At 61.3% G+C, this 17,194-nt stretch carries 15 protein-coding genes; 7 read left to right on the top strand and 8 right to left on the bottom strand.

The window, feature by feature from the left end; all coding sequences use genetic code 11:
* Positions 1-3: 3 nt before the first annotated feature.
* From C7S18_RS10750 to clpS, 4 genes are all read right to left on the bottom strand, one after another.
* A complete protein-coding gene (locus tag C7S18_RS10750; protein ID WP_146151874.1) occupies positions 4-1,335 on the bottom strand; it encodes an efflux RND transporter periplasmic adaptor subunit in 1,332 nt (443 codons plus the stop codon).
* A 116-nt stretch (positions 1,336-1,451) separates the two neighbouring features.
* On the bottom strand, positions 1,452-4,427 hold the full coding sequence (locus tag C7S18_RS10755) for a ligand-binding sensor domain-containing diguanylate cyclase (protein ID WP_106891567.1): 2,976 nt from the start codon (positions 4,425-4,427) through the stop codon (positions 1,452-1,454).
* Between the two features lie 99 nt (positions 4,428-4,526).
* Entirely contained in the window at positions 4,527-6,815 is a 2,289-nt protein-coding gene (gene clpA, locus C7S18_RS10760) for an ATP-dependent Clp protease ATP-binding subunit ClpA (protein ID WP_106891568.1), read from the bottom strand.
* A gap of 78 nt (positions 6,816-6,893) precedes the next feature.
* Positions 6,894-7,217, bottom strand: coding sequence for an ATP-dependent Clp protease adapter ClpS (gene clpS, locus C7S18_RS10765; RefSeq protein ID WP_106891569.1), 324 nt, complete (start codon positions 7,215-7,217; stop codon positions 6,894-6,896).
* Positions 7,218-7,596: 379 nt separating this feature from the next.
* Between clpS and C7S18_RS10770 the strand changes: the two genes are divergently transcribed.
* Genes C7S18_RS10770 through C7S18_RS10780 form a run of 3 tightly spaced genes read left to right on the top strand, consistent with a single transcriptional unit; the run spans position 7,597 to position 9,796 of the window.
* Positions 7,597-8,061 (top strand): NUDIX domain-containing protein, encoded by a 465-nt coding sequence (locus tag C7S18_RS10770; RefSeq protein WP_106891570.1) that lies wholly within the window; start codon positions 7,597-7,599, stop codon positions 8,059-8,061.
* Positions 8,058-9,146: a tRNA 2-thiouridine(34) synthase MnmA gene (mnmA, locus tag C7S18_RS10775; RefSeq protein ID WP_106891571.1), complete on the top strand. Its 1,089-nt coding sequence runs from the start codon at positions 8,058-8,060 to the stop codon at positions 9,144-9,146. The genes C7S18_RS10770 and mnmA overlap by 4 nt, the downstream gene beginning before the upstream one ends.
* Positions 9,146-9,796, top strand: coding sequence for a lysogenization protein HflD (locus C7S18_RS10780; RefSeq protein ID WP_106891572.1), 651 nt, complete (start codon positions 9,146-9,148; stop codon positions 9,794-9,796). Before mnmA ends, C7S18_RS10780 begins: the two co-directional genes overlap by 1 nt.
* Before the next feature lie 42 nt (positions 9,797-9,838).
* Here the strand turns inward: C7S18_RS10780 and C7S18_RS10785 are convergent, their stop codons facing one another.
* Complete coding sequence (locus C7S18_RS10785) at positions 9,839-10,144, bottom strand: hypothetical protein (RefSeq protein WP_106891573.1); 306 nt, start codon at positions 10,142-10,144, stop codon at positions 9,839-9,841.
* Entirely contained in the window at positions 10,141-11,523 is a 1,383-nt protein-coding gene (locus C7S18_RS10790; RefSeq protein ID WP_106891574.1) for a tryptophan--tRNA ligase, read from the bottom strand. Before C7S18_RS10790 ends, C7S18_RS10785 begins: the two co-directional genes overlap by 4 nt.
* A gap of 129 nt (positions 11,524-11,652) precedes the next feature.
* On the opposite strand from C7S18_RS10790, the gene C7S18_RS10795 reads away from it, so the two are divergent.
* Entirely contained in the window at positions 11,653-12,522 is an 870-nt protein-coding gene (locus C7S18_RS10795; protein ID WP_106891575.1) for a hypothetical protein, read from the top strand.
* A gap of 67 nt (positions 12,523-12,589) precedes the next feature.
* On the opposite strand, the gene C7S18_RS10800 is transcribed toward C7S18_RS10795, so the two are convergent.
* On the bottom strand, positions 12,590-13,321 hold the full coding sequence (locus C7S18_RS10800) for an alpha/beta hydrolase (RefSeq protein ID WP_170113223.1): 732 nt from the start codon (positions 13,319-13,321) through the stop codon (positions 12,590-12,592).
* Between the two features lie 147 nt (positions 13,322-13,468).
* Between C7S18_RS10800 and C7S18_RS10805 the strand changes: the two genes are divergently transcribed.
* Positions 13,469-14,197 (top strand): UDP-2,3-diacylglucosamine diphosphatase, encoded by a 729-nt coding sequence (locus tag C7S18_RS10805; RefSeq protein ID WP_106891577.1) that lies wholly within the window; start codon positions 13,469-13,471, stop codon positions 14,195-14,197.
* Between the two features lie 159 nt (positions 14,198-14,356).
* Here the strand turns inward: C7S18_RS10805 and C7S18_RS10810 are convergent, their stop codons facing one another.
* Positions 14,357-14,560 carry a hypothetical protein gene (locus tag C7S18_RS10810; RefSeq protein ID WP_106891578.1) on the bottom strand — a complete coding sequence of 68 codons (204 nt, stop codon included), beginning with the start codon at positions 14,558-14,560 and terminating at the stop codon, positions 14,357-14,359.
* A 472-nt stretch (positions 14,561-15,032) separates the two neighbouring features.
* On the opposite strand from C7S18_RS10810, the gene C7S18_RS10820 reads away from it, so the two are divergent.
* Both C7S18_RS10820 and C7S18_RS10825 read left to right on the top strand, forming a co-directional pair.
* On the top strand, positions 15,033-15,791 hold the full coding sequence (locus C7S18_RS10820) for a LuxR family transcriptional regulator (RefSeq protein WP_106891580.1): 759 nt from the start codon (positions 15,033-15,035) through the stop codon (positions 15,789-15,791).
* 684 nt (positions 15,792-16,475) lie between these two features.
* Positions 16,476-17,093, top strand: a complete 618-nt coding sequence (locus tag C7S18_RS10825) for an acyl-homoserine-lactone synthase (protein WP_106891581.1) — start codon at positions 16,476-16,478, stop codon at positions 17,091-17,093.
* Positions 17,094-17,194 lie beyond the last annotated feature (101 nt).

Genomic DNA, 17,194 nt, shown 5'->3' on the forward strand with positions numbered 1-17,194 from the left:
GGTTTACAATCCCTCGACGATTTCAACGCGCGCGCCATCCCTGAGCGCGGCCTTGCCGATTGTGACCACGCGGTCACCGACCTTCAGTCCTTCCAACACTTCGGCATCGCTACCGCTGGTGTAGCCAAGGCGAACCGTACGGCGCGACGCGACAAACACCGGCCCTTTGGGCTTGTTGACGTCGCTCTTGTCGGCCTGGTCGTCTTTGCCAAACAGCTTGGCGAAAAAGCCCTTGTCTGCGGTCTTCGCGCCCGCCTGATCGCCAGGTTTGGCGGTATCGGGGCTCAGCACATAGACCGCCACTTCGCCATCGCCTTCAAGCAACGCATCGCGCGGAACCACCAGCGCCTCGGCACGTTGGTCGTAAACGATCTGGACGCGGCCAAACATGCCGGACTTGAGCGCGTTGGTTTGGTCCCGGAACGCGCAGGTGACTCGAAAGGTACCGGTGTTCGCATCGACGACCGGGCTGACGCGGTCTACTTCACCTTCAAACACTTGGCCGGTGAGTGCGTCAACCACCATCGAGACCTTCTGCCCCGGCTTCAGAATGGCGAGCTCGCGTTCCGGCACGTTCAGCACCGCCAACAGCGGATCGAAATCGTCGATCCGGAACAGCGCCTGCTGCAACTGAATCAGATTCCCAACCTTGACCAGACGCTCGCTGATGACACCACTGATCGGGGCGCGGATCTGCGTATAGTCGAGGTCCAGTTTGGCCAGCTCAAACGCGGCGCGCTGCGTCTCCAGATCGAAGCGGATGCGTTCATGTGCTTCCGAACTGGTCAGTTTTCTTTCGAACAGATCAGTCGAACGCCGGTAATCGTTCTCCAGGCGCTTCATGTTGGCCTCGGCGCGCATGACCTCGAGCTTCGGCTTCTCGGGATCTAGCTGCGCCAGAACTTGCCCGGACTGCACCTGGTCGCCTTCTTCGACATTGAGCCGCAGCAATACGCCGGTCGCTTTTGCGACCACTGATGCCTGATTCTCAGGCTCGAGCGCTGCGGTGCCGCTGTAGCTGGCCGCAATGGGGCTCAAGGAGGCGGTGGCCGCTTCCACCGGCACTGCGACGTCAGATTCCGCCGCCTGCTTGCCATCCGGCCCCTGACCACCCTTTGGTTGGCATGCGCAAAGTGCCACCACAATCAGGGCACTGAGCAGCCAGCGACGGCGCACACTAATCGAATTCTTCATGTTTTTGTTCCCGACGAAGCTCATTGAATGGTTCCAACCTGGCGCGTCCAGCGCCCTTTCTGCATCCCAGATCCGCGTCCACAATCGCACCAAGCTCGACTGCGCAAGATCTGCTCTTATATTTTTCAAATACTTATGCAAACTTTCGAGATTGCATGCGTCCTTGCTACGTCCCGACACCCGATCATTGGATCGGCTGCTAGGAGTATTAGTGTTGTAGCTTAATAGAACACCAGCAGTGTTCCATAGGCCGGAAGTCAGCCGACGTCGATTCGGTCCCGGCCTTGGGCTTTCGCCCGGTACATGGCCGCGTCCGCCCGCTTGATCAGGTCGTTAACGGATTCTCCGGGCGCCAACACGGCCACGCCAACACTGACGGTGATCCGAACGGGCTGCCCCTGGTCATCCGGCACGCGAAGTCGATGCACCGATGATCGCATTTGATGCGCCCGCTCAAGCAATAGTTGCAGATCGGTCGTTTCCCGAAAGGCGAAGAACTCCTCGCCACCGAAACGCGCGCACAGGAACTCGGGAAGGGATTCCGTCAGCGTGCGCGCAAATTGCAGAAGTACCCGGTCGCCGACCAAATGCCCGTGGGTGTCGTTGATCCGCTTGAAGTGATCGAGATCGATCAGCAGCACGCCGAGTGCGCGGCCCTGTTGATGCCAGTGCTCGATGCGGTTCAGGATGAAATGACGGTTGCGGATCCCGGTCAGCGCATCGGTCTCGACCTGTTCCTTCAAGCGTGCATTGGCAGCCGCCAGTTCGGCCGAGGTATGCGACAGTGCCCGAGTCCGCGCCTGAACTTCCAGCCGTAACGCTTCGGCGTTGCTGCGAATCGCCCGGATCCGACGCAGATAGTAAGCCGCGGTACCAGCGATCGCCACAAACCCGAGCAGCAGCCTGCCCCACCAGGTTTCGTGCCAGGCGTAAGCGACTTGCACACGCAGCACGGGACGCGACACCGTGTAGCCATCCAGCGTGGCGCGCAACTCCAGCGTGCGTTCGCCACTCGGCAGATCGGAAAACACGGCCTGATGCGCATCACCCAGATCCGAAAACTCCCGCTCCTCAGGCAACCAGCGATAAGCGAAGCGCACCCGTTCCGGGCGTTCAAATTGATAGGCAGACAGTTGGACCTGCAAGCTGGGTGGTCGATCGGGCAACGCCAGGAATGCGTCGGGGGCCTGCCATGGCTGCATGCCAATCTTGATTTTGGCCAAGCTCGGACGCAATTGGTAAGTCTGTTCCGGCGCCTCGCGCGGATCAAACGCAAGCAGACCACCGGTGCTGCCAAAGTACAGGCGCCTCCCATCAGATGCGCTGGCGCCATGATGGAATTGATCGCTGATCAGGCCGTCGCGCACATCGAACTTGCGCAGTTCCCGCGTATCGGCCCGATAGCGCAGCAAACCGCGCGAGGTTCCGAGCCACAACGTGTCCGGTCCGGCGAATTCGACGCTCGCAATGCTGCGATCCGCCTGTTGCTCAGGCCAGAGGTGTTGTTCCAGCACATACGAGTCGCCACGCCGATCCAAGGCCACCAGCCCGCCCGACGTGCCAACCCAGATGCGACCATCCGCGGCCGCTTTGATATCCCACACGACTGGCCCAGGCAATGCCGAAGGCCCAGTACCGACGTCATAACTGGCCAGCCATTGAAGATTCGAATCCAGGCGCGTCAGTCCTTTCGGCCCACCCAGCCAGACACTGTCATCGTGCCAGAGCATGCAGTGGACAACCGGGCTCCGCATGGTTTCAGGCAGCGTGACGCGGGTCAGTCGCTCCTGATCCCACTGCCACAAGCCACGCACACCACCCACCAGTAATCGCCCATCAGGATGCAGCAACAGACTGCGCGTGCTTTGCAAATCGGGCGCCAATACGCGCACCGCGGCGCCATCAGTGCCAAAAAGACCGTAGCCGGTACCGAGCGCCATGCCGTCCGGCGTTTCGCCAATGGCCCAGACAAAACGCGCCTCGGTGCGGAGGCCACGGCGGGGCACGCTCTGCAGGCGCCAGTGCCCTCCGGCCGGCCGGTCATCCGCATTGACGAACTGCGCAAAGGCGCCGTAAGTGCCGACCCACAAGCGGTCCTGACGATCCACTTTCAAGGCGTACACCATCGGATGCGCCAGACTTTCAGGGTGCTCATCCATAGGCACCAGGCGCTCGAAGAAGCGGTCACCCGCGTTGAAGCGCACCAGCCCTCGGCCCCAGACGGCCGCCCAAAGACCGGAGCGATCCGCCTGCAAATCCGTCACGATCACGCCATTGCCATCCACTTTGTCCCAATCGGGATGACTGAGCCGCCGGAAGCACTGACACGACTCGTCGAACACATCGATCCCGCGATTGGTCGCAACGTGGATCTGATCGGCATACGACGTCAGGTTCCAGATACTGGTCGCCGATAGCCCGCTTGAAGGCTTTGCATCAGGATGGAACCAGGTCCAGACCCCGGTCGCGCGATCGAGGCGCACCAGACCATCATTCCAATAGCCGATCCATAGCCGATTCCTGGCGTCTAAAAAAATGGTCTGCACGTAGGGGTCGGTCGGTACGAACCCAGCCACCGCAGGCGTCAGGACCGCCGCGGTCCGGTTCTGTCGATCAACCTCCAGCACGCCCGTGGCGGTCGACAACCAGAGGCGCTCGGCGTTTCCGGTGATGTGCGAAATGCCGGCAATTTCCGGCACCCCTTGCAGGATGATCTGCCTGGGCGTGGCGTCAACGTTGGCGAGCCACCAGAGATGACCTTGTTCGTCGCCCAGCCAGATTGCACCGGCTTCGTCGCGCCAAATCGCCTGCAAGCCGGGCAGATCACCGGTTGCGGCGTGCACCGCAGTGACCGCGCGCGTCGGCAAGTCCACGCGCAGCAAACCAGACGACGTCGCCACCAGCATGCGTTTACCGTCGATCAGCAACCGAGCCGCATGTTCATCGGGAACTTGTCCGGACGACGACAATTTCAGCGTTTCGAAACGGTGGCCATCAAACGCGCTCAGGCCTTCCTGTGTCCCGATCCAGAGCTCACCGTTTGGATTGACCGCAATCGCTTGGACCAACGTATTCGGGAGCCCTTCGGTCGCTCCGAACACGGTTGCTGCCTGAACGGAGCCGCCACCACCTAGCCAGCCAACCAGCCCCAGCCCAAACCACAGGCTGATGTTGCCGGTGCGCCTGCAGAGACCGCGGAGCTGTTTGAGTGCTGCTTGACCCCTGCCCCACATGGGCTAGTCGGGCGCCAGATTCTGGGCAAGCCCGCACGGCTGGCCCGCGAGCCAGCAATGGGGTTGCACCGTGCGCCGCACCCCTGCCTCAGTCATCGGTCAGGATTCAGCCAATTCGGCCTCAGCGATCGGCTCGGCTTCTGTCTCGATTTGAAGTTCGCCATTCTGGACCGACAAGTGCACGCGCCCACCCTGGCTCAGCTTGCCGAACAACAATTCGTCCGCGAGTGGCCGCTTGACCTTTTCCTGCAGCACTCGGGACATCGGACGCGCGCCCATCTGCGGATCGAAGCCGTGCTCGGCGAGCCAGCGCCGTGCTTCCGAATCAGCCGACAGACTGACGCGCTTGTCGTGCAACTGGGCTTCAAGTTCGATCAGGAACTTGTCGACAACGCGCAGGATATGGTCGAAGTCCAGCGCCCGGAATTGGATGATGGTATCCAATCGGTTGCGGAATTCAGGCGAGAACATCTTGGTGATGGTCTCCATCGCATCGGTGCTGTGATCCTGGCGGACAAAGCCAATCGTTCGCCGCGACGCTTGGGCCGCACCGGCGTTGGTCGTCATGATCAGCACCGCGTTGCGGAACGTCGCTTCGCGACCATTCGAGTCGGTCAGCGCACCACGGTCCATGACCTGCAGCAGAATGTTGAATACGTCCGGGTGCGCTTTCTCGATCTCATCGAGCAGAATCACCGAGTGCGGATGCTTGGTGACCGCATCCGTCAACAGGCCGCCCTTGTCGAAGCCAACATAGCCCGGCGGCGCGCCAATCAAGCGCGACACCGAATGCGCTTCCATGTACTCCGACATGTCGAACCGAATGAGCTCAATACCGAGTTGCAGCGCGAGCTGGCGCGTAACCTCGGTCTTGCCGACTCCGGTCGGGCCGGCAAACAGGAAGCACCCAATCGGCTTGCCGGCGTTGGCGAGCCCCGAGCGTGCCATCTTGATCGAGGCAGTCAGCGAATCAATCGCATCGTCCTGACCGAACACGACCATCTTCAGATTGCGATCCAGGTTCTTCAACACTTCGCGATCGGACACCGACACTTGCTTCGGTGGAATCCGCGCCATCTTCGCAATGATGTACTCAATTTCGCCGACATCGACGATGTCCTTGCGCTCGCCCTCGGGCACCACGCGCTGACGCGCGCCGGCCTCGTCGATCACGTCAATCGCTTTGTCGGGTAACAGACGGTCACCGATGTGCTTGACCGACAGATCGACCGCGGCCTTCAGTGCATCCTGCGTGTAGACGATGTTGTGATGTTCTTCGAAGCGCGGCTTTAGCCCCTTCAGGATCTCCAACGCATCGGCCATGCTCGGCTCGACGATGTCAATCTTCTGGAACCGCCGCGACAGCGCTCGGTCCTTGTCGAAAATCTGCCGGAATTCCTGGAACGTGGTCGAGCCGATGCAGCGCAATTCGCCGCTGGACAGCACCGGCTTGATCAGATTCGACGCATCCATCGTGCCGCCGCTGGCCGAACCGGCGCCGATGATCGTGTGAATCTCATCGATGAACAAAATGGCCTTCGGATCCTTCTTGAGCTCGGCAATCACTGCCTTCAGGCGCTTCTCGAAGTCGCCGCGATATTTGGTGCCAGCGACCAAGGCACCCAGATCGAGCGCGTGAATCGTGCAGTCTTTCAGCACTTCCGGCACCTGGCCTTCGACGATGCGCTTGGCCAACCCCTCAGCAATCGCCGTCTTGCCGACACCGGCCTCGCCGACAAACAGCGGATTGTTCTTGCGCCGACGGCACAGCACCTGGATCGTGCGCTCGACTTCATCGCTGCGACCGATCAGCGGATCGATCTTGCCGAGACGTGCCGCTTCGTTCAGGTTATTGGCGAATTCGGTCAGCGGGTTGCCGCGCAGCTCGTTCTCGCCCTCCGGGTCGGCCGGATTGGGGTTCTTGCTCTCCGGCTCTGGATTCTTGGGTTCGTGGCCAATCTTCGCGATCCGGTGCGAAATGTAGTTGACGACATCCAAGCGGGTGATTTCCTGCTGATTGAGGAAATACACGGCGTGCGAATCCTTCTCGCCGAAGATCGCGACCAGCACGTTGGCGCCGGTGACCTCCGAACGGCCACTCGACTGGACGTGATACACCGCCCGTTGCAGGACGCGTTGGAACCCAAGGGTGGGCTGCGTGTCGCGGGAATCGCCTTGCGGCATCACCTGCACCGTCTCGGCGATGATCGAGCGGAGGTCCTGGGTCAGCTTCTTGAAATCGGCACCGCAAGCACGCAACACGTTTGCCGCGGATGCGTTATCGAGAAGGGCCAGAAGCAGATGCTCGACGGTCATGAATTCATGCCGTCGCTCGCGCGCATCCTTGTAGCACTGCGCCAGCGTCTGTTCGAGATCCTTGCTAAACATGGGTTTCACCTCCGAACGCCCGATGTAGGCCCTTTTTACCGCGGTTCAAGCTCTGTGCGCGACTGCCAGAGCGCCTGTTCACGAAACTTTCTCCATCGCGCACAGCAATGGGTGCTGATGACTGCGTGAAAATTCGTTGACCTGGTTGACCTTGGTCTCGGCCACTTCTCGTGTGTAGATGCCGCAAACGCCCTTGCCGCGGGTGTGAACATGCATCATGACCTGGTTGGCACGAGCAAAATCCATCGAAAAAAACATCTGCAAGACCGCGACGACGAACTCCATGGGGGTGTAATCGTCATTCAGCAAGACCACCTGAAACATGGGTGGCTTGGCGAGTTCGGGGCGCGATTCTTCGACGACGGCGCCGAACTCATGTTCGTGTTGTGGCGTATGGGCCATGTGCTCGTGACTGGAATTCCGGTTGCTTCGGTTCAGTATAGCGATGCATCGGCACGCGTCCATCGTTCCGGAACAAATGTCTGGGCGCGCCCGACCGGCGCCATGATCGCTTGCTTGCGGTTGTGGTGACGTCCGCCGGCTCCGGACTCGGTTGCTGGGTGAATCCATTGCCAGTGCGAACCGCGTCGGCTGGCCGGGCCCAGACGGCGCGGGTAAGCGCCTGAACCAAATTCAAGCCGTTTGGAGGATCGCCCCAATAAGCGCTACTAATCAATGATATAGCGAGCCAACCTGAGGCAATTCCGAGACCGGAAACACCTCACGCCGCACGCGCACGGGGCAAGCGCTAAACTATCGGGCTGTTTGCCAGAATCTGACTATGCACCAAACTCCTGTATGGCGACCCGATGTGACTGTGGCCGCGCTCGTCGAGCGCGACGGTGCATTTCTGTTTGTGGCCGAACGCGTCCGGGGCGAACTGGTATTGAACCAGCCCGCCGGACACTTGGAACAGCACGAGACCCTGATCGAGGCCACAATTCGCGAAGCGCGGGAAGAGACGCGCTGGACGATCCGGCCGACTGCCTTGCTCGGCGCGTATCAATGGCAGAGCCCGGAGCCGGGCCTAGGGTTCCTGCGCTTCACGTTTGTGGCAGATGCGATCGCGGAGGATCTCAGCCTGAGCCTGGATCAGGGGATCGAGCAAGTGTTGTGGCTGCGCCGGGACGAGTTGCTCCAATGCGGCATCAAGCATCGCAGCCCGCTCGTGCTCGCCAATGTCGACGACTATGTTCGGGGCCAGCGCCATGGGTTGGACCTTTGCCGATGGGTTGTGACCCCATGATTGCGGTTGGTGTCTCCGGCGGGGTCGATTCCTCGGTAGCCGCCTGGTTGCTCAAACAGTCCGGCGCAACAGTAGCCGGAATGTTCATGAAGAATTGGGAAGAAGACGACCCCTCCGGCGTCTGCCCTGCCGAAGCCGATGCTGCCGACGCCGCGCACATCTGCGAGACGCTCGGCATTCCGTTTTACACCCGCAATTTTGCCGCGGAGTACTGGGACGGGGTGTTTGAACTGTTCTTGTCGGAATACAAGATCGGCCGGACCCCGAATCCGGACATCCTGTGCAACCGCGAAATCAAGTTCAAGACCTTCTTGGAACATGCCGAGGACATTGGTGCCGAACGCATCGCAACGGGCCATTACGCCCGCGTGCGTGCCAGCAGCGGCCAGCACCAACTGCTCCGCGGCCGCGACGACAACAAGGACCAGAGCTATTTCCTGCACGCGATCAGCCAATCGGCACTGGCGCGCACGCTCTTTCCGGTGGGCGAGTTGCCCAAGCCCGAAGTTCGGCGGCTGGCAGCCGAAGCAGGACTGATTACCGCGGCAAAGAAGGATTCGACCGGAATCTGCTTTATCGGCGAACGGCGCTTCCGTGAATTTCTCGGACGCTTCATTCCCGCGCAGGCTGGCGACATTGAATCGATTGGCGGGCAGGTTGTCGGCCGACACCACGGTGTGTGTTTCTACACGATCGGCCAGCGCGAAGGCTTGGGCATTGGCGGTCGCCGCGATGCGCGACCGGAGCCCTGGTTCGTGGTCGGCAAGGATGTCCAGCGCAACGTGTTGATCGTTGACCAGGGCGAGTCGCCAGACCTGTTCTCGTCCCGCTTGGTTGCTCATACGCCGACGTTCATTGCGGGCGCACCACCGGCGTCCGAATTCGAATGCGTCGCCAAAACACGCTATCGGCAACCCGACCAGGCTTGCCGCGTGCGCGTCCACGATGACGGGCGCCTCACGGTCCTGTTTGCAGCACGCCAGCGCGCCGTCACGCCCGGGCAGTCGGTGGTCTTTTACGACGGGGATATCTGCCTCGGCGGTGCGGTCATTGATGCCACCGATGCCCGCTTTGGAGGGCTGTGATGGATTCCACTCCGCTCAGTGCCAAAGCCCAACAGGCACTTTGTCTTTGCGCCCTCGTCGATGCGGTACTTGGCGTGCGGGAGCTGGCGCAGGAAGGCCGGACGGAATTCGAAACGCGGAGCAGCCTGCTCGCGGCCATCTTCGAATTCGACGCCGACTCGCCGATCGCGCTGTATGGCACCAGCCCGCGCTTGGTGGCAGCCATAGCGGCTACAGAAGCTCGTTTCGCCAAAGCCGACGCGCGCCACGATGAGGTCACCCGGCTCGCAGCACAAGTACTCGCGTTGTCGAGACGACTGCGTTCGCGCCCTGAGGCCGGAGCGCGACTGCTGAAGGCGTTGGAACCCGCCGTTCGCCAGCGCCAACAGTTTGGCTTGCTGCACGAATACACCGTGCAATCGCTGGCTCAGGCCTATGTCGAAGCGATCTCGCCGCTCGCCGCGCCGATCCGGATTTTTGGCAATGCCACCTACCTATCGCAACCGCGCATCGCTGCCCAGGTGCGAGCGCTGATGCTCGCGGCAATGCGCGCCGCCGTGTTGTGGCGACACCTCGGCGGCAACGGCTGGTCGCTCTATTTTCGCCAGCGACACTGGCGCCAGGTCGTCCACGCGCTGCCCGCACAACTTGGCCTGACCCCATCTGATTGACGCAACATCACGCACGCGTTTGGGCTGCGATGGTGCCAACACTCAGGTCAATGACGCTGGCGCGTGACGCCGCTTGCGACCACGCCAGATCGCCGCCAACGCCAGCACCAGCAGGAACACGCCGTAGGCGAGCAGGCTGGCCAGGATCTGTGGCCAGAGCCGCCCGTAGACGGGATCGGCGTACCCGAGCCCGACGTAACCCGAAACCAACGCCAGCACCATGGCAACGATGATCGCCAGTCGGTCAAAGCCGGGCGCGTCCTGATGAGCACGACCCATGCGCCAATACACCCAGCACAGGATCAAGAACCAAGGCAGCAGCAGAATGGTCGCGAGCACGCTCATCATGCGCTGCTTCCGGCTTTGGCCTTTTCTGCCTTCTTCGCATCACGATCCGCACGCAGCGCCCGAATGGCCGCTTGCACGGCATCAGCAGCGACGGTTCCGACCGCCAGCACGGCACCCGCTTCGTCTTGCCACGCAAAGCCGCCGGCATGGGGATGCACCGCAAACTGGTCTCCTGACTCCAGCGCTTTGGCCATCCATTGCCCACTGTCTTTTGGCGCGGTGAAGCCCCGGCTCAGCAGCATGGTCTGGCCTTCTGCGGACACGAGCTTGAAGTAGAACAGCCCATCGCTCTCGCGATAGGTCTTGAACTCGGCGAGCGCCGGCAGCAACTTGCTTGATTCGGAAGCACTGCCCACCGGCAGCCTGGCGACCGAGCGCAATCCCACGGCCTGGTTCAGGCGTGCCAGAAACGGCGTGGCGCGTGCACGTGCGCGCTGTCCGCCGGCCTGCAGAATGGCCTCCAGTTCGTCGCGACCCTGAGCGGTTTCAGTGAGCTGCCGGTACCGTTCGCGCGCCGGTGCGAGATCTTGATTGATGCGCTCGAAAAGCTTTTGTTTTGCCTCACCCCAAGCAATGCCGTCGAGGAATGCTTGACGCATCGTGGCCGTCTCCTCAGCACTCGCAAAAGCCTGATAGATCGTGAAGATATGCGAGTCATCCGGATTCTTCGGCTCGCCCGGTGCCAGCGAGTTGGTGACAATGCCGAGAATGGCCTTGCGAAGCTCCGGCTCCGGCAGCCAGAGCGGAATGGTGTTGTCGTAGCTCTTCGACATCTTGCGGCCATCGAGCCCGGGCAGTATCGCCGTCTGCTCGTCGACCGCTGCGCTCGGCAACGTGAAAAACGCATCGCCATAAACATGGTTGAAGCGCGCCGCCAGATCGCGGGCAATCTCGATGTGCTGAATCTGATCGCGACCCACCGGAACCTGGTGCGCGTTGAAGATCAGAATGTCGGCGGCCATCAAGACTGGGTAGTTGAACAGGCCCATGCTGATGCCGGCGTCTTCATCGAGGCTCTGCGCGAGATTGGCGTCCACTGATGCCTTGTAGGCATGCGCGCGATTCAACAAACCCTTGCCGGCCACGCAGCTCAAATACCAGGTGAGCTGCGGGATCTCGGGGATGTCGCTCTGCCGATAGAAAAACACCTGCTCGTGATCGAGACCCAACGCGAGCCAGGTGGCGGCGATTTCCAGAGTCGAGCGCTGAATGCGCTCAGGCTCTTGGCATTTGACCAGCGCATGGAAGTCGGCGAGGAAATAAAACGACTCGACATCGGCGCGCTGGCTTGCGGCAATTGCCGGGCGAATGGCGCCGACGTAATTGCCGAGGTGCGGCGAGCCGGTGGTGGTAATACCGGTCAGGTGACGTTCACGCATGAAACGATTCCGAAAACCGTGAATGTACCAGGGTGAATGGCTGCCAACGACCCTCAGGTTTGGAACAGAACCAAACCCCGTCTTTGCCAGTCTGCGTTTATGCGAATACCACTCGCACAAGGAGAAACCATGAAACGCCTGCTTGCCGCCCTGCTCACATCGACTGCCGCGCTCGCCGCTTCGGCCCACACCCGTCAATTGGTGGATGTCACGGTGATCGATCGGGATACTGGCTTGGAAGCGCCGATCTATCATGACGGCGGCCAGACCTACCTCGCGGGTGAACCCGGCCATCGCTACGCGGTCCGCCTCAACAACCAGACCGGCGAGCGCGTCCTGGTGGTGCTCAGCATCGATGGCGTGAATGCCGTGAGCGGCGAAACGGCTGGCGCCAATCAGGCGGGCTACGTGCTGTCGCCTTACGAGCAGGCTGAGATCAACGGCTGGCGCAAGAGCCTCCGTGACGTCGCGCAGTTCGTGTTCTCGGCACCGGAATCGAGCTACGCGAGCCGTACTGGCCGCCCGGACAACGTTGGCGTGATTGGGGTAGCGGTGTTTCAGGAGCAGATGGCCTATGTGCCGCGCCCGCGCCCGCAGTACCCGATCGGCCGCTGGGATGACCGTCGGAAATCCTATGAAGAAGCGCCTTATGCAGAACGCGATGGTGCCGCTCCCGCTCCCGCTGCCCCGGCAACCGGTGGCGCCCGCGCGGAGTCTGGTGACGGCGTTGCCAAAAACCGCAGCCTGGCTGACGGCTATGGCAACAATGAGGCGCCGGACCTCGGTACCGCGCATGGCCAGCGTGAGTGGGCACCGGTGGGTACGACGGAGTTCCGTCGCCGCTCGAATCGTCCGGCCGAAGTGATCAGCATGCAGTATCGCAGCTACGAATTTCTCGTTGATCAAGGCATTGCGCCGCCGTGCCGCGGCAATCGTTGGAACTGTGAGCCGCGCCGACCAGAAGCCTTTCCGCTTGGCTTTGTGCCGGACCCGTATTGATCAACTTGATGTTCGCTGCGCGCGGCGAGGGCCTCAGGGCCCTCGCTTCGTTTTTCGGTTGAACCGGTCACGCACCCTGGGTGCCCAGTCGAAACCTCAGCCAATGGTGGACGCGTAACGCCACATCTGCCGCTGACGTTCCGAGCAGTGGGCCCACGTGGCTGGCGGTTGGCAAGTCCATGATTTCGAGCTGCCATGCGTGCGCCAAGGTGCGCGACGCCGCGGCCGGCACCTCCCGGTCCGCGCCGCTGATCAAGATGAGCCCGGGCATCGTTGGGCGTTGCACGAGCCGTCCCACCCTCGCGTCACGCAATACGGCACCGGATTCGTTCCGCCATTGGCGCCAGAGCCAGTGCCAAGTCGCCGGGCTCGCATCCGGAACAGCGCGTGCCGTGCTCTCGAGCGACGCGGTATCGGCCCAGGCTTCAATGGCAGGCGTGTCAACCTCGGGCAGCATGCCCAGGGCATCGCTTGCTGGTGGCATCGGGTTGATCAGCACCAGTGCCGCGGCATCGGTATCGGCCGCCAGTTCCATTGCCAGTAATCCGCCGAGACTGGCGCCGATCAGAATCGGGCGGGTTTTGATCGCCGCAATCGCATGCCGCAATTGCGCCAGATAATCGTCGTAGCGCGTCGCCGCGAGTCCCGATGGCGCCGGCTCCAAAGTCGGTACTGCGACCGACCATCCGTGCGCAGCGAGCACGCGCTGCCAAATCTGCCATTCGAACGCGCCGCCGCCAGCGCCGTGAATCAGGACGATCGTGCGCGCCGCATCAATGGCAACGAGACCTGCAGACATGGCGATAGGATCGACCGCACGGAGAGGAAGCCACAAGCTTGCCAGCCCGATAGCGAGGATGCCAGTCGCGATGGCGCCACGTGGCAGACTAACCGGCCGGATCACCACCGGTTTCGAACAGGCCTCCGCACCGAATACACTTCCCGGATGACTACATACTTCATTTCCGACTTGCATCTGCAAGAGTCCAGACCCGCGGCAACCGAATCATTTGCCGCCTTTCTGCAAGAGATTCGCGATAACGCCGCGGCGCTCTACATCCTGGGCGATTTGTTCGAGGTTTGGGTGGGCGACGATGATGACGCGCCGTTTGCATTGAGCATTCAGGCCATGTTGAAACAGCAGACCCAGTCGCATCCGGTCTATTTCGTGCATGGGAATCGCGACTTTCTGATCGGCCCTGCGTTTGCAGCTGCGACCGGCGTCACGCTGCTGCCCGACGAAACCCGGATCGACCTCAATGGCCAACCTACTCTGTTGCTGCACGGCGACACGCTGTGCACTGACGATCTCGCGTATCAGGCGTTTCGACGAACGAGTCGTGAGCCCGTCTGGCAGGCCGCCTTGCTGGCGCAACCATTGGCCGCCCGGCGCGCCTTTGCATTGCAGGCCCGAGCGGCCAGCCAAGAAGCGATGAAGGGCAAGAGCGAAGCGATCATGGACGCAAATCTGGATGCGGTGCGCGCGGCGTTCACCAAACACGCTTGCGCGCAAATGATTCATGGCCATACGCACCGGCCCGCCGTACACGACGAGCAGGCAGCGATGGTTGGTGGCCGCCGCGTCGTGCTCGGTGACTGGTATGAGCAAGGCTCGGTCCTCTGCGTCAGTCCAAGCGGGCTGACGTTGCGCACAAGAGCCTTTCCGCCGGGCTAAGGTCCCAGCGTGTTCGATCCGGCCAGCATTCGGCGGCGGCAGGTTTCAGGCTCGACGTACTGCGCAGGACTCGGCACGGAACGACTGTTTGTCCGAGCGAGCCTCAGGTTGTCGGATCGAGCCTGAAGCGCCTCAGGCCCGCTGGCGTCTGAATGCCGATCAATGATGCGGCTTGGCTTTCCGGGTGGGTGGATTGACCCAGATCACCTCGACACCTGCCTTGGTCGCCTTTTGCTCGACCGCAGCGATGTAGCGTTCATCCTTGACCCGGGTACTTTGCGCAAGATCAGATTTACTGGCATTGCTGGCGCAACCCATAACCAGCGTGGCCAGAATCGTCGACAACACGAAACGAGTCTTCATAAGGCCTCCGAAACGCGAGCGAGCATCAGGCGGCGACTGCTCATTCGCACCGAGGCTCTATGGCGCCCGTTGGAATGACCGCGATTCAACCCTGCAGTGGCGCGATAGCTCGCACGTTCGCGCCCTGCCGGCAAATCCGCAGCAGCCGGTGCCAGAAACGGTAGCGCTGGACTCTGGAGACCGTCTTGTGCAACTCGTCACAGGCGCTGCATTCGACAAGATCGGCAAATCCGACAGCGGACGTAGCGGGTCGTTGGCGACGCAGGGTTGGGCTTGGACTATTGCACCTGACGGACACCAGCGGCACCCTAATTGCCGCAAAGTCAAGCGCTTTTTGCAGCGTTGTGGCACCTTGCGTACGAACTCGGCGCGTTGCGACAAAACGCGTCAGAATGCGGTTGACACGACCGGTGCCGACAATCCGAGCACCGCAGCGTTGCGACCGATGAAATGTTCGGGCTAGCATCGGGATATGCCTCCCCGCTCTACCATTCCGCGTCCCTTGGTGGATACCGCTGACCTGCTCAAGCTGAGCGAGGCCACCAGTCCTGCCGAGCTGACCGACCGAGTCGCGACGCTATCCAACCGACTGGGATTCGAGTACTGGATTTACGGCGCGCTCGTGGCGATGTCACCCAGTCGCTATGAAGAGTTCGTACTCAGCGGCTATCCCGATGGTTGGCGTCAGCATTACCTCGAACAGAAGTACACCTACGTTGATCCCACGGTGAACTACGCGCGTGCGCACGTCGTGCCGTCTTTGTGGGATGACTTGTGGCAGCAGCTCTCGCCGGAAATGGGTCTGCGGGCCAAACGGATCTTCGCTGAAGCTCGTGAGTTTGGCCTCGCCAAAGGGCTCAGCGTGCCGTTGCACGGGCTCGGCTGCGCGTTCGGCATGATGTCGTTTGCAGCCGTCAATCCCAAGCATCCGATCTTAGAGTCTACAGTGTACGCAGAGGCCAGCATGCTGGCCATTCATACGCACCAGGCGGCCTCCAAGTTGTACGGCAAGGGTCTGCAGGGCAAGCATGTGCCATTGAGCGATCGTCAGCGCGAATGCCTCAAGTGGGCAGCCGAAGGCAAGACCAGTTGGGAGATCGGCGAGTTGTTGTCGATCAGCGAACGCACGGTGGTGTTTCATCTCGCAAATGCGGCGCGCAAATTGAAGGTCGTGACGCGACCTCAGGCCATCGCCAAGGCTTTGGTGATGGGCGTCTTGGACGAGGATTGAACCACATCGCAGTGGTCGCAATTCGTCTCGCAACGCCCGCTCGCCGTGCCGTCGTGGTAGCGCTGTTGAATCGGCCGAGCAACGTCGACACAGAAGCGCAATGGGACGCGCACGACGACGTGCGAACGACGCTCATGAATCCTTCCGAATGATGTAGCCGAAACACGATTACCGTCAACCTAAGTGGTTGCGCTGATCCGCTTTTCGGCACACGGCTCGGCACGTTCGGTACCACGATCGCGCGTCGCCAAAATGCTGCTGCAGTAAGGGTTTCAACGCCAATGCACAGCATCCGACCAAATCGCCGCGCGCACTTACCGACAACGCGATCGCGCGCCAAATGCGCGCCTGTCACAGCACCATCGTCACGCATCTGATGCAGCCCAATTGAGACCTCGAATTGCGGCTTCGAATCGCGCGGTCAGAGGGTGCGCATTTGCCACCACGAAACGTCTGCCCACCGACACATTTCAGCGCTCCAATGTGTGATGGCGAGAGCGCTTTCGCGTTCGGATTCGAGTGCAAGCACGAAACCGCAGGCAGACCATCGAAGTGCTCGCATAGAAGTCGCGACCATGCGACCATCCACCCCCCCTGTAAGATTTGACAGCTGTCAAAAATGACAGCTTGACGATTTCATTTCTCCACGCTCAGCCCTGTCCCTGAGCGATTTCGGAGAGAGTCATGCAAGAGATCGTGATTGGTCGTCCCAGTTGGCGTAACCTGCCTGGAGCGTTGCTCGACAGCATGTATGGGCTTCGCCACAAGATGTTTTTTGAACGCCTGCAATGGCAGGTCGACAGCCGCGATGGCAAAGAGAAGGATTGGTTCGATCGCTTGGAACCGACCTACGTGGTGGCCCGCTCGACCGAGCAGCGCAATCGCGCTTTGGGCAGCTGGCGCCTGCTACCGACTACGGGCCCCTACATGCTGAAGGATGTATTCCCAGAACTGCTGCACGGCCACGAAGCGCCGTCTGATCCGACGATCTGGGAAGCCAGCCGCTTCGCCGTTGCGAAGCACGAAGAAGGTGTGACATTCGGCCTGAATGAAACGCCGGTAGCGATGATTCGCGAGATGATCCGCTTTGTACGCCGCAACGGGGTTAGCGAGATCGTCACCGTCACGAGCGTTGGTGTCGAACGTCTGATTCGCAATCTCGGCCTGAAGACCGAGCGCTTTGGACCAGCGATTCAAATCGGCGAAGTGCGTACCGTCGCCTTGCGGGTACCCATGGATGACGCTGCTGAACTGAAGCTCTGGGGTGATCTGGAACGCGATCAGCAACTGGAAGCTGCGTGATTTGGCACGCTCGTCACTTTGGCGCCGTCCTGCTCCAGGTTTGGGGTCGGACGGCCCCCTGTCAGTCCCCCTGTAAGAACTGACAGTTTCAGCCGACCGCC

The organism is Ahniella affigens, from assembly GCF_003015185.1.
Classification (GTDB): domain Bacteria; phylum Pseudomonadota; class Gammaproteobacteria; order Xanthomonadales; family Ahniellaceae; genus Ahniella; species Ahniella affigens.

Coding starts and splice junctions, on each gene's coding strand:
- C7S18_RS10755 (WP_106891567.1), bottom strand. CDS start 4,427: ATGTGGGGCAGGGGTCAAGCAGCACTCAAACAGCTCCGCGGTCTCTGC.
- clpA (WP_106891568.1), bottom strand. CDS start 6,815: ATGTTTAGCAAGGATCTCGAACAGACGCTGGCGCAGTGCTACAAGGAT.
- clpS (WP_106891569.1), bottom strand. CDS start 7,217: ATGGCCCATACGCCACAACACGAACATGAGTTCGGCGCCGTCGTCGAA.
- C7S18_RS10770 (WP_106891570.1), top strand. CDS start 7,597: ATGCACCAAACTCCTGTATGGCGACCCGATGTGACTGTGGCCGCGCTC.
- mnmA (WP_106891571.1), top strand. CDS start 8,058: ATGATTGCGGTTGGTGTCTCCGGCGGGGTCGATTCCTCGGTAGCCGCC.
- C7S18_RS10780 (WP_106891572.1), top strand. CDS start 9,146: ATGGATTCCACTCCGCTCAGTGCCAAAGCCCAACAGGCACTTTGTCTT.
- C7S18_RS10785 (WP_106891573.1), bottom strand. CDS start 10,144: ATGATGAGCGTGCTCGCGACCATTCTGCTGCTGCCTTGGTTCTTGATC.
- C7S18_RS10790 (WP_106891574.1), bottom strand. CDS start 11,523: ATGCGTGAACGTCACCTGACCGGTATTACCACCACCGGCTCGCCGCAC.
- C7S18_RS10795 (WP_106891575.1), top strand. CDS start 11,653: ATGAAACGCCTGCTTGCCGCCCTGCTCACATCGACTGCCGCGCTCGCC.
- C7S18_RS10800 (WP_170113223.1), bottom strand. CDS start 13,321: ATGTCTGCAGGTCTCGTTGCCATTGATGCGGCGCGCACGATCGTCCTG.
- C7S18_RS10805 (WP_106891577.1), top strand. CDS start 13,469: ATGACTACATACTTCATTTCCGACTTGCATCTGCAAGAGTCCAGACCC.
- C7S18_RS10810 (WP_106891578.1), bottom strand. CDS start 14,560: ATGAAGACTCGTTTCGTGTTGTCGACGATTCTGGCCACGCTGGTTATG.
- C7S18_RS10820 (WP_106891580.1), top strand. CDS start 15,033: ATGCCTCCCCGCTCTACCATTCCGCGTCCCTTGGTGGATACCGCTGAC.
- C7S18_RS10825 (WP_106891581.1), top strand. CDS start 16,476: ATGCAAGAGATCGTGATTGGTCGTCCCAGTTGGCGTAACCTGCCTGGA.